17 protein-coding genes and 1 tRNA gene are annotated in these 16499 nt (G+C 45.0%); 10 read left to right on the plus strand and 8 right to left on the minus strand.

What is annotated here, in order from left to right; genetic code table 11:
* The first annotated feature begins 400 nt into the window (after positions 1 to 400).
* Both BC343_RS13370 and BC343_RS13375 read left to right on the plus strand, forming a co-directional pair.
* Entirely contained in the window at positions 401 to 955 is a 555-nt protein-coding gene (locus BC343_RS13370; RefSeq protein WP_078348288.1) for a dihydrofolate reductase family protein, read from the plus strand.
* A gap of 108 nt (positions 956 to 1063) precedes the next feature.
* Positions 1064 to 1276 (plus strand): hypothetical protein, encoded by a 213-nt coding sequence (locus BC343_RS13375; protein ID WP_078348290.1) that lies wholly within the window; start codon positions 1064 to 1066, stop codon positions 1274 to 1276.
* 83 nt (positions 1277 to 1359) lie between these two features.
* On the opposite strand, the gene BC343_RS13380 is transcribed toward BC343_RS13375, so the two are convergent.
* From BC343_RS13380 to BC343_RS13400, 5 genes are all read right to left on the minus strand, one after another.
* Positions 1360 to 1764, minus strand: a complete 405-nt coding sequence (locus BC343_RS13380) for a nuclear transport factor 2 family protein (protein ID WP_078348291.1) — start codon at positions 1762 to 1764, stop codon at positions 1360 to 1362.
* Positions 1765 to 1775: 11 nt separating this feature from the next.
* Complete coding sequence (locus BC343_RS13385) at positions 1776 to 2633, minus strand: SDR family oxidoreductase (RefSeq protein ID WP_078348292.1); 858 nt, start codon at positions 2631 to 2633, stop codon at positions 1776 to 1778.
* A 110-nt stretch (positions 2634 to 2743) separates the two neighbouring features.
* A complete protein-coding gene (locus BC343_RS13390) occupies positions 2744 to 3328 on the minus strand; it encodes a Crp/Fnr family transcriptional regulator (protein ID WP_078348622.1) in 585 nt (194 codons plus the stop codon).
* Positions 3329 to 3440: 112 nt separating this feature from the next.
* Positions 3441 to 3527, minus strand: a tRNA-Ser gene (locus BC343_RS13395).
* Positions 3528 to 3707: 180 nt separating this feature from the next.
* Positions 3708 to 5777, minus strand: a complete 2070-nt coding sequence (locus BC343_RS13400) for an HD family phosphohydrolase (protein WP_078348293.1) — start codon at positions 5775 to 5777, stop codon at positions 3708 to 3710.
* 113 nt (positions 5778 to 5890) lie between these two features.
* Here BC343_RS13400 and BC343_RS13405 point away from each other — a divergent pair, with 113 nt between their 5' ends.
* The 3 genes from BC343_RS13405 to BC343_RS13415 are packed head-to-tail and all read left to right on the plus strand — an operon-like array spanning position 5891 to position 7458.
* A complete protein-coding gene (locus tag BC343_RS13405) occupies positions 5891 to 6748 on the plus strand; it encodes an SPFH domain-containing protein (RefSeq protein WP_078348294.1) in 858 nt (285 codons plus the stop codon).
* A gap of 1 nt (position 6749) precedes the next feature.
* Positions 6750 to 7283: a hypothetical protein gene (locus tag BC343_RS13410; RefSeq protein ID WP_078348295.1), complete on the plus strand. Its 534-nt coding sequence runs from the start codon at positions 6750 to 6752 to the stop codon at positions 7281 to 7283.
* Between the two features lie 7 nt (positions 7284 to 7290).
* Complete coding sequence (locus tag BC343_RS13415) at positions 7291 to 7458, plus strand: ribbon-helix-helix domain-containing protein (RefSeq protein ID WP_078348296.1); 168 nt, start codon at positions 7291 to 7293, stop codon at positions 7456 to 7458.
* Between the two features lie 20 nt (positions 7459 to 7478).
* On the opposite strand, the gene BC343_RS13420 is transcribed toward BC343_RS13415, so the two are convergent.
* The 3 genes from BC343_RS13420 to BC343_RS31020 are packed head-to-tail and all read right to left on the minus strand — an operon-like array spanning position 7479 to position 10371.
* The gene (locus BC343_RS13420; protein WP_143822173.1) at positions 7479 to 8840 is read right to left on the minus strand and encodes a sulfatase-like hydrolase/transferase; all 1362 of its coding nucleotides are present in this window, start codon (positions 8838 to 8840) and stop codon (positions 7479 to 7481) included.
* Entirely contained in the window at positions 8825 to 10198 is a 1374-nt protein-coding gene (locus BC343_RS13425) for an SAM-dependent methyltransferase (protein WP_078348298.1), read from the minus strand. Before BC343_RS13425 ends, BC343_RS13420 begins: the two co-directional genes overlap by 16 nt.
* The gene (locus BC343_RS31020) at positions 10198 to 10371 is read right to left on the minus strand and encodes a hypothetical protein (RefSeq protein WP_156088753.1); all 174 of its coding nucleotides are present in this window, start codon (positions 10369 to 10371) and stop codon (positions 10198 to 10200) included. Before BC343_RS31020 ends, BC343_RS13425 begins: the two co-directional genes overlap by 1 nt.
* A gap of 283 nt (positions 10372 to 10654) precedes the next feature.
* Here BC343_RS31020 and BC343_RS13430 point away from each other — a divergent pair, with 283 nt between their 5' ends.
* The 5 genes from BC343_RS13430 (at position 10655) to ruvB (ending at position 16429) form a co-directional block, all read left to right on the plus strand.
* Positions 10655 to 11833 carry an acetyl-CoA C-acyltransferase gene (locus tag BC343_RS13430; RefSeq protein ID WP_078348300.1) on the plus strand — a complete coding sequence of 393 codons (1179 nt, stop codon included), beginning with the start codon at positions 10655 to 10657 and terminating at the stop codon, positions 11831 to 11833.
* A 60-nt stretch (positions 11834 to 11893) separates the two neighbouring features.
* Entirely contained in the window at positions 11894 to 12823 is a 930-nt protein-coding gene (locus BC343_RS13435; protein WP_078348302.1) for a hypothetical protein, read from the plus strand.
* Between the two features lie 109 nt (positions 12824 to 12932).
* Positions 12933 to 14420, plus strand: coding sequence for a POT-type proton-dependent oligopeptide transporter (locus BC343_RS13440; RefSeq protein WP_078348304.1), 1488 nt, complete (start codon positions 12933 to 12935; stop codon positions 14418 to 14420).
* Positions 14421 to 14537: 117 nt separating this feature from the next.
* A complete protein-coding gene (locus tag BC343_RS13445) occupies positions 14538 to 15269 on the plus strand; it encodes a polyprenol monophosphomannose synthase (RefSeq protein WP_078348306.1) in 732 nt (243 codons plus the stop codon).
* A 137-nt stretch (positions 15270 to 15406) separates the two neighbouring features.
* Positions 15407 to 16429 (plus strand): Holliday junction branch migration DNA helicase RuvB, encoded by a 1023-nt coding sequence (gene ruvB, locus BC343_RS13450; protein WP_078348307.1) that lies wholly within the window; start codon positions 15407 to 15409, stop codon positions 16427 to 16429.
* Positions 16430 to 16499 lie beyond the last annotated feature (70 nt).

The raw sequence follows: 16499 nt of genomic DNA on the forward strand, positions 1-16499 counted from the left end.
GAATGATGATGCATCTTTAGGTGTAACCACCTTTAAATTCAAATGAGAAACATAGGGAAACTCCACCCACATGCGATTGATGTCTGACTTCAACAAAACTTCAATCTTACGCCCTTCACACCACAGTCCTTCGGCAACGAATTTCAACTTGTCATCGAACGGGACTATCGTCCATCTAAACTGCCTACCTTTACAGGTAATCGGCCTTGAACTCTTTGTACTTATTGCCATTTTAAAACGACAGGGTAATTGTCTTAGGCTTAAAGATATAAACAAAACGTTTGAGTCCTTTTGTTGAATATTGGCTATAGTTAAATTTGTTCATTCCGCCCACATCCTGCCGCAATTCCCCCTCTTAAAATCCCCTCCCAACTCCTACCTTTACAAAAACCCAAAAACTATGAGAACCGTATCTTTCGCCATTAACCTTAGCCTCGATGGCTATTGCGACCATACTTTTGCCAACCCGAGCGAACAACTGATGGAATATTTTGCCGATATGATGGAGGGCATCGATTTGGTATTTTATGGCCGGGTAACTTATGAATTGATGTTTCCCTATTGGGAAGATGTGGCGAGGCATGAGTCGGGTTCGCCTGCGGAGAATCGTTTCGCCAAAAGGTTGAGCGTCATTGATAATGTGGTAATGTCGCGCACCTTGACCACAGCGCGCGACAATACAACTATTGTAAGCGGCAACGCAGCGGATGAACTACGCAAACTAAAGCAAACCGAAGGCGGCAAAATTTCGGTAAGCAGCGTAAGCCTCCTGCCCGAATTAATAAACGCAGGGCTTATTGACGAATTTGAATTGGTGATACACCCTGCGCTGGTAGGCAATGGCAGGCAACTTTTGCCATCAGGCAGTTTGCATGAGCAACTGAATTTAAAACTCGTGAGCACACAAACTTTTGATAACGGCTGCGTGGCGCAGCACTATGTAAATTTAAGATAACCAAAAATCTTATTGGCGCTCTGCATCTTAACAGCAACAGGCAGTTTTAGGCGTCGAGAACGGTTGTTTCAGCAAGATTTTTCCAACCACCCTCCTATCTTTGCACCCATGAGTACCGAAAAATTAGCTGCACAATTAGAAACCCGTATCTTCTATTTTACTATTGTAGACCAAAAGCCCAACCAAATACAAATATCCATGTATGGCACGCCTTATACGCTTATAAAGGGTGAAGAAGCCTGGCATAATGGCAACTCCAACCAAATGAATATGTCGCAACCGCTTATTGATGCGGTGGTGAAGGTGGTGCTGGGGGAATAGGTTGCAATTTCCATACAAAATAAAAAAGTTCCGGTTCAACCACCGGAACTTTCAATGAGGTATTTGATCTCAGAGCTAACGGTTTAGGAGATCGGGATGCCTTTGATATCTCTGACAACCGGAACCATATTCAGGGCCTCCCTTATCAGTACTATCTTTCCATCCTTTGCCACTACTCTACCCATATAATGCTGTTCGTAGGGTTTGCCGTTAGAGGCAACGGTCGCAGTAGCTTCATATTCGCCGAAGGCTTGCTCAGGTGTGTCGATATGTATTTGGATATTCCTGAATTTAAAGCCGGGAAACGTTTTGGGCAGGTTCGACAGGAACTTGTAAAGTACCTCCCTTCCCTCCCAGCGCGCCGGTAAACCAAGGCTCGCCAAATATGGCAATTCAAAAACAGCATCATCGGCAAATAATTCTATCTGAAAATCCGGATCGCCAATATTGTTCAGGTAATCCAGCAGTAATTCTTTAGCAGTTTTCATGTTGGTAGTAATTAAGCGGTGTAAGCAGCTAACCATTTCTCTTTTATCGCAGCGCGGGTCTCAATGAATTCTTTATCGGTGCCCTGCGCTATAGCATCCAATGGCATACGCAAAGGTCGGGTACCTTTCGGCATGTTTACCAGTTCAAGGATACCATCGGCTATGGTTTGCGGGTCCATTTCAAACTTTTCCATTTTGCCAAATAAGGCAGTGCCAAGAGCGTTGAATCTTTCGGTAGCCGCATTGCCGTATTCGGCAACAATTTCGGGTTTATCGGCATGTACGCCGGCCTTTGAGCCATTGTTCATTTCGGTTGGATAAACGCCGGGTTGTATACTCACGTTCTCGATCCCGAAGTCGGAGAGTTCTCCCTGTGCCCCCTCGGTAATACTTTCTACCACGAACTTGGATGCGAGGTAAGGCACCATAAAAGGTAAAGTATGGCCGCTTGCACCGGAGGTAAGGTTAATAATGAGCCCGTTCTTTTCTTTACGCATACCGGGCAACACGGCCTGGTAAGTGCGCAGTACACCGTAAACGTTCACCTCGAACATGTTCCTCACCTGGTCCAGCGAATAACCTTCTAACAGGCCGAAACCGCTTACGGCGGCGTTGTTTACCAATACGTCTACCTTACCATATTTAGCCAGCACCTGTTCAAAGGCCTGCTGAACAGATGTGTCGCTGATTATATCTATTTCTACCACCTCGATATTAGGGATGGCGTTCAGCTCCTGAGCCACAGCTGCGTTTTTGCCGGCCACATTACGCATACCGGCAATAACAGAATGGCCGGCGTTGGCTAAAGTAATAGCGGTGAGTTTTCCGAAGCCTGTGCTTGTTCCGGTTATAAAAATTGTTTTTGACATGATTTCTTATTTTTAATGTTTTGTAAATGTTTGTTTGAACATTACAAAGGTGCGGCACCGGCCGAGCCTGCACATTGATATAAAATAAGAAAGCAATTGATGTAGATCAATCAGCCTTTGTTGCGCGCGGTTTGCGTGCGGATGCGGCTGAGGGTTTCGGGCGTGATGCCCAGGTACGATGCGATCATATTCTGCGGGACGCGTAAAGCAAATTCGGGGTACTTTTTAACGAAGTTCAGGTATTTTTCTTCGGCGGTATTGCTGAGGGATGCGTTGATGCGGTTTTGCTGGGTGATGAAACTCTTGTTGAGGATATTATTGACCATTTGGTTGAAGGCCGGTATCTCTCGGCATAGCATTTCGAAATTGGTATGCGTGAACATCACCAATTCGCTATCCTCTATAGCATCAATATTAAAACGCGAGGGCTCGCCCGATAATAAACTTTCGCGGTCGCCGCACCACCAGTTCTCTATACTAAATCCTATAATGTGTTCGCTTCCCTTTTCATTAATAGAATAGGTACGCAGGCATCCTGAACTCACAAAAGCGTCATATTTCCAAACATCACCTTCCTGTAATAAGTATTGCCGTTTACGTATCTTCTTGATCACCGCTACCGAGCGCACCAATTTGCTCTCTGCATCGCAAAGCGCCACCCGTTCGTCAATATATCGCTGGAAGTTTTCGTACATAAGCCGAAGATAATACAGGCCGATCAAAATCATGAAGGCTTCGGAAAAAATGCCCGCAAACTGACGGTCCATAACAAAAAAGCCTGCAGATCTTTCGATATGCAGGCTTCAGCGGTGAAGGAGGGATTCGAACCCTCGGTACAGTTTCCCGTACGTCAGTTTAGCAAACTGATCCTTTCGGCCTCTCAGGCACCTCACCAGTGTTTTTAAATACGTTTCCCGTTTTCGGGATTGCAAATATAGCAAATCAACTTGCCTCTCAAAAAAAAATTTAACTTATTCCCTATCGGGTTGATTACTTGCAAATTAATTTTCGAAAAGAGCCGTCGCCCTCCAAAAACCACTCACCACTCTACCAAATCAACCACTCACCAAGCACTTAATAATCTATCCGCACGTGGTAAATACTCATCAGCATGCGCTTAAAAATGGTTTTGATGGTTTCCAGGTCCTTCAGGGTAATGTTACTGTCGTTTAGCTGCCCCTGGTCAAGCTTGTATTTTACAATGCGGTCAACCAATATTCCTATCGATTGCTCATCCGGCTCTTTCAGCGAGCGCGAAGCAGCTTCTATCGAGTCGGCAAGCATTAATACACCAGCCTCTTTGCTAAATGGTATAGGCCCTGGGTAACGGAAAATGTTCTCGTCGATAAACTTCTCGGGGAAGTTCTTTAAAAACGATTGGTAAAAATAATCTACTCGGGTATTCCCGTGGTGGGTACGAATAAAGTCGATCACAATTTCGGGCAGGTTGGCTTTGCGGGCCATCTCTACGCCCTTACTTACGTGGCGTATGATGATCTGTGCGCTCTCCTCGTAAGGCAGCTTATCGTGCGGGTTAAAATGCGAGGTTTGGTTCTCTATAAAGAACAGGGGGTTTTGCATCTTGCCAATATCGTGGTACAAAGCCCCTGCCCTAACCAATAACGAATTACCGCCGATGGCATAAATGGCGTTCTCGGCCAAATTGGCCACCTGCAGCGAGTGCTGAAAGGTCCCCGGCGCACTAAAGGCCATCTCCCGAAGCAATGGTGCGTTAGTATTGGTCAACTCGATAAGCGTAATATCGGACGTAATGGCGAACATCTTTTCGAAGGCGTAGATGAGCGGATAGGCCAACAGGGTAAGCATTACGCTGCCAGCAAAAGGTAAAAAGTCTGTCCAGTCGATAGTGCTAAATGTGCCCTCGCGCACCAGCGATATACCCGTGAACGACACAAAGTAGGCAAAGGTGATAATGAGCGCCGAAATAAGGAATTGTTCGCGGCGCAGCAGGTTCTTAATACTATAGATAGATACCATGCCGGCAGTAACCTCATAAAATGCAAATTCGAAACTATTGGGCACAAAAAAACCTGCTACTAATACCACCAGCAGGTGGATGTTCAAAGCCAAACGGGTATCGAACAATATCCTCACGATAATGGGCACTATACAATAAGGAATGTAGTACAAATTGCCGGGCCACTGCAGCTTAATAGCCAGCGATAACGTGGCCAGCATAGCGGTAACAACCAATAATATCAGGCTCACCAAACGGTTATCCTCATAAATGTCGCGCCTGAAGAGGTACAGGAATATCATCAGCAAGGTAATTACCATGCCTACCAACAAGAACTGCCCTCCCAGCACCAGTTTATAATTACCGTTGATACGGGCATTATCTTCAAATGCTTTTTTGAACGAGTTTAGCTTCTGAAAAGCCTCATCATTTATCACTGAGCCTTTGCTGATAATAACCTCCCCTTTTTGCACCATGCCGCGGGTGATAGATAGGTTATCTACCACCTCCTGCTCCAGGCGTTGGGTAAGCTTTTGGTCGTACGTAAGGTTGGTTTGCAGGCGGTCTTGCAATAAGTCCAACAAAAATGCGCGGTCTAACGAGGATACTTTGCTAATGGCGTTATCGCAATAAGTAATGGCGCTTTCGCGGGTAAACAAGTCGCCGGTATTGCGTTCTGTGGCAACATTGTTATCCAGTATGGTTATCTTATAGTTGGGGTTACCCTGCTGGTATTTGGCATTAGGTTTAAAAATACCGCGGTTATAAATATCGGTAAGCAAGTTAACGCCGGTTTGCAGGTACTGGTTTTTAAACTTATCGGCAATGCCGGCGGTATGCCACTTTATCTCCAGGTCGGTTTTAAAGCCCTCTGTTAATTGCTTGCCCTCCTGCGGGTTCAGTTGATAAATGGGCGTAATGGTTGATAAAGCCGTTTTAGTATCGGCAGCTATCTCCTGGTCGGTTTTCAGTATAGCGAAGTTATAGGGCGATATTAAGTCCTTTTGGTTCCAGATGCGGCCCTTCTCGTATTCGTAGCCAAATTTGGCTTGTTTGGGCAGGGCGTAAACAATAAGGCTCACGCTGGCTATCACCATAAAAAACTTAACATTTAAGGCGTATTTACGCAATAATGCCTTCTGCCGCGACGTGGATAATTTTGCCATTGACGAGTTTAACCTATCAAAAATAATATAAGTTTCGGTTAAATGTATTTTTTCTTGCTTTTCTCAATTCAAAGTTGATATCTTTATGATATCATTTTAAATCATCATAAACCATGAACTCTGAAAAAATTATCACAGCGCCTTCGGGCTATTTTGCATTGTTACTATTCTTTGTTTTAGGCGGCGCCGCCGGATATTATTTTGCTATGGGGCATCCGATCATTGGGGCGGCTATCACCCTGTTCGACATCATAATAGTGCTATCGGGGCTTATCATTGTAAACCCTAACGAATCGCGCGTGCTCATCCTGTTCGGTAACTACCTCGGCACCGTAAAATCGGGCGGCTTTTATTGGGTGAACCCCTTTACTTCTAAAAAGAAGGTATCGTTAAAAGCCTTCAACCTTAACGGGCAGCAACTGAAAGTGAACGATAGTGTGGGTAACCCTATAGAGATAGCCGCGGTAATTGTTTGGCAAGTAAAAGAAACCGCACAGGCTGTTTTTGCTGTAGAAAACTACCTGCAATACGTAAACATACAAAGCGAGGCTGCTGTGCGCCACCTGGCAAACTCGTACCCTTACGACCATATTGAAGACGAAACCGCCAGCATTACCCTGCGCGGCGGCGCCGAAGAAGTAAGCCACATGCTGGAGAAAGAACTGAACGAACGCCTTGGCCGCGCCGGTATAGAAGTAATAGAGGCCCGTATATCGCACCTGGCCTACGCGCCGGAAATTGCCCAGGCCATGTTACAACGCCAGCAGGCATCGGCCATTATTGCTGCCCGCAGGCTTATTGTAGAAGGTGCCGTAGGCATGGTAGAAATGGCTTTGGCTAAAATGACCGAAAAGAACATTGTAGAGCTTGACGAAGAACGCAAGGCAGCCATGGTGAGCAACCTGCTGGTTGTGCTTTGCGGCGAAAAGGCAGTATCGCCAATTGTAAATACAGGCACCTTATACCACTAAGATGAACGACTACAGAAAATTTGAACAGGTAAAAACCACCGAATTGTTTATCACCAAGAACAAATGGTTTTACCCCTACTACGAGCTTACCGACGGGCAATTTATTTACGGTAAGCTAAGCTATAAGGGGCACTGGCGCAGGCATGCCGTTATAGAAACAGCGGACGGCCTATGGACCGTTAAGCAAAAAGGCTGGTTCAAGCGCGCTATGCTCATTAACCGTAACGAGGACGAAACCATTGGCACCATGGAGCCGCAAACCTGGAAACGCGATACACTGATAAAGCTGGACGATGGTTTTGAAGGCAATTACCTGTACAAAAAACTATTTACCAATGCGGTTACGTTAGTTAGCGATACCGAGGGCGATATACTGCGGATAGCTACCAAAGCTTTCGGCATTAAAAAACCTTTTACCATAGAGGTAGATCCATCGCCAAAAAAGGTGAAGCTGAATATACCGTTACTGGTATTGGCAGGCGTAAATTTAATTTTATTGAGGCAGGCGCAAGCGGCGGCAGCAGCTTCGGCATAAGTTTATAATGGCAGAGAAAAAAGCATTTGTTTTAAGGATAAACCCCGATGTGCTGAAGGAGATAGAAGCCTGGGCGGAGGAAGAGTTCCGGAGCACCAACGGGCAGATAGAATACCTGCTGCAGCAAGCGCTTAGCGGGCGCAAAAAAGCTGCGCGAAAGAAAAAGGAGAGCTAATGGGCTCTCCTTTTTAACTGTTAATGCAAATGCAGGGGAATTTGTTGCAGGAATTTAACACGGCTCAACTCGGCACTATCCATCCTCGGGTAATACACGGCGGCAAAAGTTTCCTTCCTACGGGCATCATCCGCTTTTAAAAGCATCCGTGCGCCATGGTCGCCCGATATAACAATGGTTTTAGTACGCCAGTCGGGTATGTGGTTCAGTATATCTAATATCACCTTGTTACCGTACAGCAGGTAAGGTATATATTGCTTTATTAACTCATCCTTAGGGTAACCCGACGTTTCTTGTATGGGGTTGCTATTGGGATCGCCTGCTGCATTGCGAAAGAAAGGCGCATGCGGAATTAAAAGATGAGCCCAAATAAAGGCAGGCGCTTGCCTTTTTTCTGCAGCTTTTATTTCCAGTTGCTTTATCACAAACTGATTGTAGTGGTCGATAGGTTTTTTCTCGGGGTCGATAGAGTTATTGTACCCGGTATAAAACATCGAGTTAAACAATACCTGCCCAAGGTAGTCATCGGGGAAGATCCCCAAGGCCCATACCTTATCCTGCCCGGCAATATCTAAAAACTCCAGATTGATGAACGAGTAGCCGTCGCGCTGCAAAACTCCGGGCCATTTACTATCCCGTAAATAGCCGGCGGCATAATTATAGTTAGAAACTTTTAAGCTGTCATCGAAATTAAACAGAGAACTAACCGAGTAAATGGTGGTATCGCTGCGGCTTTTAAGCGAATCGAATACAAAAAAATCCAGTTTCTTCAACGAATCCACAAGCGGATTAGTAAAGCCCAATTCGTTTTTAAGGCTCGATGGCGATGCATACTCGTCCATCATTATCCATATAATATCGCTTTTATTATTGCGCGATACCTTGATATTGCTTTTGGCTTCGATGGCTTGTTTATGCTTAGCTTCGATGCCAGCAGTTTTAAGCCCCGAAAACACCACCATGCCTGTAAGTATGAGGATAAATACATTGGCGCCGCGGTTAAGCATCATAATTTTGCCGGCAGGTATGCGTGTATAAAAATAACCCAGCAAAAGACCAACCGCAACAGCAGCAATAAGCAGGTATTTTGCATGGATAAACGAAGCGGGTAGCCAACCGGCGAGGTAGCCTAATATCGGATAGGTAAATAAAACGGCAACCCATAAAACAAGTAGCCAGCTCAGCCCGTATTTATAAGATGGAATGCGTCTTAATACTGAAATGACGATAAAATTTATGGCTGAGTAAGCTAACAACAGCAATAAAAATACGGCCGGCTGAAACGAAGGAAAAAATTGGCTTGTTTTAAACAACAGGAAAAACAAACCAAATAAGTAAACAAACAATGGCCTATCTGCCCAACTATTTACAGTTTTTCCCATAAATACAACTTCCTTAACGAGTCTTCGCAGCTATGTACTGCAGCCGGTTTAAAGTGTTGCGAAAAGCATTCAACAAAATGCGCTTCGGTGTACTCGTCAAAAATATCACCTTTATTTTTCAGTAACAATTGCGATTTATTGTCTTCCTTCGGCACAAATTCAACAATAGCATAGCGGGTAGTCATATCCGCAAAAAGCTTAGCCACAAAATGCAGCGGGATATTCCTGGTTAAACACAGGTGATGAATTACGGCCAAGGCCATTATCATATCACCATTAATGCGCTGTAATAACGATGCCTTTTCGGTATTGGCCCATCCTAAACCCGGCGATGGGTCTACAATATCGGCAACCACGGTGGTAATTTTATTGCCGGGTATCTTTTTTATAGCCTTGTAAATATCTTCTACGCAATATATATCACCCTCCAGCGCATAAACCTTTTCAGAAAACTCCGCTGCTATTACCGAGAATTTACCTGTATTTGCGCCAATATCTACGGTTGCTTTCGGTTTCGCGTTTCCGAGCCATGTTTTAATAACCGATATTTTATCGGCCATATATTTTTCGCTCTCAATATCGTTTTCGTAATACTCGTCCCAAATGCTATTTCTAAGCAAAGGGGCCTTATATTTTTTTACGCCATCTTTAATAGAGCCAAACAGGTAGTTTAATTTCTGTTTATTAAAGCCGCCACCGGCCGAAGCTGTGGAACCGCTACCGCCTTTGGTTTTAAACCTCGCATGCAGGTGTATGTGCATTAAACATAAGTTGTTAAACCTGGTAGAAAAAGGCAATTGCGCACTTACAAACGGAAGCGGAAGCCCTGTTATGCTCGCCCGCGATAACCTTGCCCAAAGTGGGTCTTTATAATGCATTAACAAAAAGGGCGACAATATTTCTTCGCAGAATTGCCTGTACGCTTTCCATGGCGTGCCATCCTCATAAAAATCGAAGGATAGCGTATCTATCAGTACGCAGCGCTCATTTACATAGGTAAAATTGTAGGGCGATGCATCTTTCAATATCATGCCATGCGCCATTGCCATTTCGTTTATACGCAAATAGGCAATTATCATTTGGCGCCATTGCCCGTACGACCACTCGAACGGGTAGGATATAAAGCTGAGTTGCTCGGGATATATTTGTTTGTAGTTACCTGCGTAAGCGTCGGCCAATTCAACAGCCTGGTGCTTTACCATCAAACCTTTATCAATCAATTCCTGGTAAAGCCCGGAATTTTCAAGATGGTCAAACTCTTTTTTATAGCTGTTAGAAACTATTCTGTGATAGCCATCATCTAACTTAACAACAAAACCGGAGGGATCTTTATAAGAGATAGTTTGCTGCAACCCCATTATTCTTCGTCCTCTTTTGGTGTTTTGGAGCGGTTTAATATTGCAGAAACATAAAGCTTAATATTTTTCCAAAAAACAGAAAGCGTAAGTACAGCAGATAAAATTACCTGGTAAATTAAACTTCCCGATCCGGGATCGATGTAGGCGAGTATAAGTGATAGATGGTTTAGCATAACTATATTTTAATGTATTAGCAGTTACGGTTGTAAAAGTACATGTTTTATTGTTGATAGCTTAATAATTTATTAATAATGGCTTCATGTAGTCACCAAACCACTCCACTATATCAAAATTGTTACTTTAAAAAACGGCTTTAGATATACGCACCATGCCATTGCAGCTAAGTGAGCTACGCGCTGGCAAATACTATGCATGCATAATAAATTATCTAAAAGGCATTGTTCTTTCCTTAAAACCTATAAATTTGCCGCACCATTATAAAGCATTTCAGGCATCATGACGGAAGTATACATCGTTTCGGCAACACGCACTCCTATCGGCAGTTTTGGCGGCAGTTTGGCAAGTTTATCGGCCACGCAGTTAGGGGCTGTAGTTATTAAAGCAGCCGTAGAAAAAGCGGGGTTACAACCCGCCGACATACAGGAGGTATTTATGGGCAATGTACTTTCGGCCAACCTGGGTCAGGCGCCTGCTAGCCAGGCCGCCATTTTTGCCGGGCTGCCTCACCTACCCGCTACTACTATCAATAAAGTATGTGCATCGGGCATGAAAGCAATTATGCTCGCCGCCCAAAGCATTGCCAATGGCGATAACGATATTGTACTGGCCGGCGGAATGGAAAGCATGAGCAATGTACCTTACTACCTTGATAAAGCCCGCAATGGCTACCGTCTTGGGCACGGCCAAATAACCGACGGGCTTGTTAAAGACGGGCTTTGGGATGTTTATAACGATTACCACATGGGCAGCGCAGCTGAGCTTTGCGCAGTAGACTGCAACATTAGCCGCGAGGAGCAGGATGCTTTTGCTATAGCATCGTACAAACGCGCACAGGCAGCGCAAGCAGCAGGCAAGTTTAAGGCTGAGATAACACCCGTTGAACTGAAAGATAAAAAAGGCGAGATAACCTTATTTGATACTGATGAGGAGCCCGCCACGGTTAAGTTCGATAAAATACCCTCGCTAAAACCGGTATTTAAAAAAGACGGCACTGTTACCGCGGCCAATGCTTCTACCCTGAATGATGGTGCGGCAGCATTGGTTTTAATGAGCAAATACAAAGCCGAGGCCATGGGCATAAAACCCTTGGCCAAAATAATTTCTTACGCCGATGCCCAGCAAGCCCCTGAATACTTCACTACTGCACCGGCGAAAGCCCTACCCCTCGCCCTGCACAAAGCAGGCTTATCGGCAGAGCAAGTAGATTTTTTTGAGATAAACGAGGCCTTCTCGGTTGTGGCGCTGGCCAACAACCAGCTACTAAGCCTTGATGCGGCTAAAGTGAACGTAAACGGCGGTGCTGTGGCTATAGGGCATCCACTGGGCGCTTCGGGTGCGCGCATTGTGGTTACGCTGCTCAATGTATTACAGCAAAACGGCGGCAAAATTGGTGCAGCAGGCATATGCAATGGCGGCGGTGGCGCAAGCGCAATAGTGATACAGAATTTACGTTAACAGGAAAAGCCTTACTTTTGGTATTTCGTATTCATTCCCTGTTATATAGTTAACTATTAAATGAAAGTTATTTACTTAGCATTTGCGCTTTTATTCTGCACTACCCTATCATTCGCTCAGCATTCGGATGATAGTGCCAATCAAAAGATGCTGCGCATGTATGAAGATAGCCTGGCTAAACTGGGGCACCGTTTCATAAACGATACTATTGATATGGTGCGCAAAGAGGCTAATTATAAATTCATCCCTACACTGGTTTCCGCACTAAAAATCAACAACTCCTTCCGCTACCCCTTCGATTCGGTTAAGAGCATTACAATCATCAATTCGCCCGATAATCGTTTCCGCATCTTAAGCTGGCATGTGATGAACGAGGACGGCAGTTACCGTTTCTATGGCACTATACAAATGAACACCGGCGACAAACTGGTAATGTACCCACTGGAAGATTATACCCCACTGCTTAAAAATCCCGAAGATAGTGTTACCGACAACCGCAAATGGATAGGTGCGCAATATTATAAAATCATTAAAGTAGAAGCTGCCAACCCTTACTACGTGATGCTGGGCTGGAAAGGCAGCACCGTGCGCTCCAACAAAAAAGTGATTGACGTAATATCCTTCAACCGCGATAATCGCCCCGTTTTGGGTGCGCCTGTTTTTGATGGCAACGGCAAAAACCGCAAACGCATTGTGTTCGAATACACTCGCCAGGCATCAATGTTGTTGCGCTATGTGCCCGAGCAGCACCTTATCGTTTTCGACCACCTATCGCCACCTGATCCGCGCATGAAAGACCGCCCCGATACCTTTGGCCCCGACCTAAGCTACGATGGCTACCAGCTAAAGAATGGTAAATGGGTATTTGTAGATAATTTAGATATGCGAAATATCCCGCAGGCTGAAGATGAGGGGTTTGTAGACCCCAAAAAACAGGCACAGTTAGACAGGCAGCAGCTTGGCCCCTTTAAAAAAACAATAAAGCAATAAGCAGCAATTTAGCCCAATATTGATAAGCCGATGTGTAATAATTTCGGTATAAAATTTCGATTTAGTAGAATTATAGTATTTTAGGCAAAATTTTTATCCCCTGATAAGTATGCAAAAGGCCACCGCCGAAGCTCCGGTTAAAAAATCGATACTCCCAAAATCCGTACCCTATATTATAGGCAACGAAGCTGCAGAACGCTTTAGTTTTTACGGTATGCGTTCTATCCTTACCCTTTTTTTGGTAAAGCAATTTTTTAACCCCACGGGCGATGCCGCATTATCCCAACAGGCTGATGCACATGCCAATAAACTGAACCACTTGTTTGTAATGGTGGCTTACGCCCTACCCTTCGTAGGCGGCATGATAGCCGACTGGTTTACAGGCAAATACAAACTCATCCTGTACATATCTATAGTTTACTGCATAGGGCACCTGCTGCTTGCCATGTTTGACACCAGCCTTGGCGGTTTTGAGTTTGGTATGCTGGTAGTGGCTATTGGTGCGGGTGGTATAAAATCATGTGTATCGGCCAACGTAGGCGACCAGTTCGATGCCAGCAACCAACACATGCTTTCTAAAGTTTATGGCTGGTTCTACTTCAGCATCAACGCGGGCTCTATGCTATCAACTGTAGCTATCCCTACTATTTACAAATACTACGGCGCCGCATGGGCATTTGGCGTGCCGGGTATACTAATGGCGCTGGCTACCGTGATATTTTTTATGGGGCGCAACAAGTACGTAAAAGTGCCTCCGCAAGGCGTAAACCGCAACAACCTGGTATTTATTACCTGGTATGCGCTAACTCATTTAAGCAAGAAGAAACCCGGCCAATCGTTATTAGATATAGCCAAGGGAGAATACGACCCTGAGCGTGTTGAAGGTGTAAAAGCCGTTTACCGCGTTATTGCCGTTTTCTTTTTCGCGCTGGCGTTTTGGGCCGTTTGGGACCAATGCCTTTCGGAGTGGACCCTGTATGCCGAAAAAATGGACAGGAACATTAACCTTGGCTTCACATCATTTGTAATTGAGCCGGGTTCTATGTCAACCTTCAATACCATCTTCCTGTTGATCTTTATACCGTTTTTCAACTATGTGATTTACCCTAATTTAGATAAAATAGGCCTTAAAACTACTCCGCTACGCAGGCTTGGCGCGGGTTTGGTACTTACCGCATTATCGTTTGTGGTGATTGGTTTTACCCACGAAAGCATTGAGCATGGCGGCACCCCATCTATGTGGTGGCAGGTATTAGCCTTCTTAATATTATCAGCAGCAGAAGTTTTAGTATCTATCACCGGTTTAGAGTATGCCTACACCCATTCGCCAAAATCAATGAAGAGCACCATGTCGGGTATTTGGTTCCTGGTAGTATCGTTTGGTAATTTGGTAACCGCTTTGGTGAATAGCTTTATTGAAGACGGTGGCTGGTGGGCAGCTAACCTAAAAGGTGCCAATTACGAATGGTTTTTTGTGGCATTTATTTCCGCGTTCATTATACTTTTCTTCTTTGTTTCGCCAAGGCTTAAAGAAAGAAATTATATTACCGACCCGCATGTAGATAACCAGGTGGCGGCAGATACCACTAATCTGTAAAGAAATAATTACTTAAAAATTACAGGATTGCGAAAGCTTTCCTGTTTTTTTGTTTTGAGGCTATACTATTTCGATTATTTTCGCAGTTAACATTTACCACACCTCAAAATTAGCTAAGTGCCCGATAGCATTGTAATTATACCTACGTATAACGAGAAGGAAAACATCGAGAGGATGATACACAAGGTGTTCTCGCTTGTGCACGATTTCCATTTGCTTATTATTGATGATGGCTCGCCCGACGGTACCGCCAAAATTGTAAAAACACTACAGCGCGATTATCCTGATAAACTTCACATTATTGAACGCGCCGGCAAACTGGGATTGGGCACTGCCTACATAACGGGTTTTAAGTGGGCCATCGCAAACCATTACGATTATATTTTTGAAATGGATGCCGATTTCTCGCATAACCCCGACGACCTGCTACGCTTGCGCCAGGCCTGTATAGAGGACGCGGATGCGGTTGTAGGTTCGAGGTATATAAAAGGCGTTAATGTGGTGAACTGGCCAATGAGCCGCGTGCTGATGAGTTATTTTGCATCGGTATACGTAAGGTTTATTACCGGGATAGACACGCAGGACTCTACCGCCGGCTTTATGTGTTACAAACGTAAAGTGCTCGAAACCATCCAATTGGATAAAATAAAGTTTGTGGGCTATGCCTTCCAGATAGAGATGAAGTTTACCACCATAAAACATGGTTTTAAATTAAAAGAGATACCCATCATATTCACCGACCGCACCGCCGGCACTTCCAAAATGTCTAAAGGCATATTCAAAGAAGCAGTATTCGGCGTGCTGCAAATGAAATTCAACAGTATTTTCAGGAAGTACCCTGAGGGATAGGTTAGTCAGAAGTCCGCTGTCCGAAAGTCCGAAGACGCTGCCTGTTCTACACCCTGTGGTTAGTAATTCGAGCTTCTTTCGGACTTTCCGTCTTTCCGACTTCCGGACTAAAAGAAAAAATACTAATTTCGTTGGCAATGAACGAACACCTCGACCCCGAACGCGAGCGCCTCTCGCCTACCGAACGCGATATAGAAAAGGTATTGCGCCCGCAGGCTTTTGAAGATTTTACGGGGCAGCATAAGATATTAGCCAACCTAAAAATATTTGTACAGGCGGCCCGCATGCGTGGCGAAGCGCTTGACCATGTGTTACTACACGGCCCCCCGGGATTGGGGAAAACCACCCTCTCGCACATCATAGCCAACGAAATGGGCGTAGGTATTAAAATAACATCGGGCCCGGTGCTGGATAAACCCGGCGACCTTGCCGGCTTGCTCACTAACCTGGAAACCGGCGACATCCTTTTTATTGACGAGATACACCGCTTAAGCCCGTTGGTGGAGGAGTACCTTTACTCGGCCATGGAGGATTTTAAAATAGATATTATGCTGGAGAGCGGGCCAAATGCGCGTTCGGTGCAAATATCGCTTAACCCCTTTACTTTGGTAGGTGCTACTACCCGTTCGGGATTATTAACTGCACCATTGCGCGCCCGTTTTGGTATAAATGCCCGTTTAGAGTACTACGATGCCAAGTTGCTTACCACTATTGTACTGCGCTCTTCGGCTATCCTGAATACGCCTATTAATGATGAAGGTGCATACGAAATTGCCCGTCGCAGCCGCGGTACCCCGCGTATTGCCAATGCCCTGCTGCGCCGCACGCGCGATTTTGCGCAGATAAAAGGCACAGGTAACATTGACCCAGCCATAGCCCAATACGCCCTCAACGCCCTGAACGTTGACGAACACGGGCTGGACGAAATGGACAACAAAATACTGAGCACCATTATTGATAAGTTTAAAGGCGGCCCCGTAGGCTTAAAAACTATTGCCACCGCTGTTGGCGAAGATGAAGGCACCATAGAGGAAGTTTACGAGCCTTTTTTGATACAGGAAGGCTTTTTAATGCGCACCACCCGTGGCCGCGAAGCAACCGATGCGGCTTATAAACACCTCGGCAAGCTGAAACCCGGCGGAAACCCCACACTTTTTTAAGGTTTCGCTACACGTAACACACTCTTTACCAAAAGTTAAACATTTATAATTCAATAATTTACATTGTGTA

Origin of the sequence: Mucilaginibacter pedocola, assembly GCF_002013915.1 — a bacterium.
GTDB classification, from domain to species: Bacteria; Bacteroidota; Bacteroidia; order Sphingobacteriales; family Sphingobacteriaceae; genus Mucilaginibacter; species Mucilaginibacter pedocola.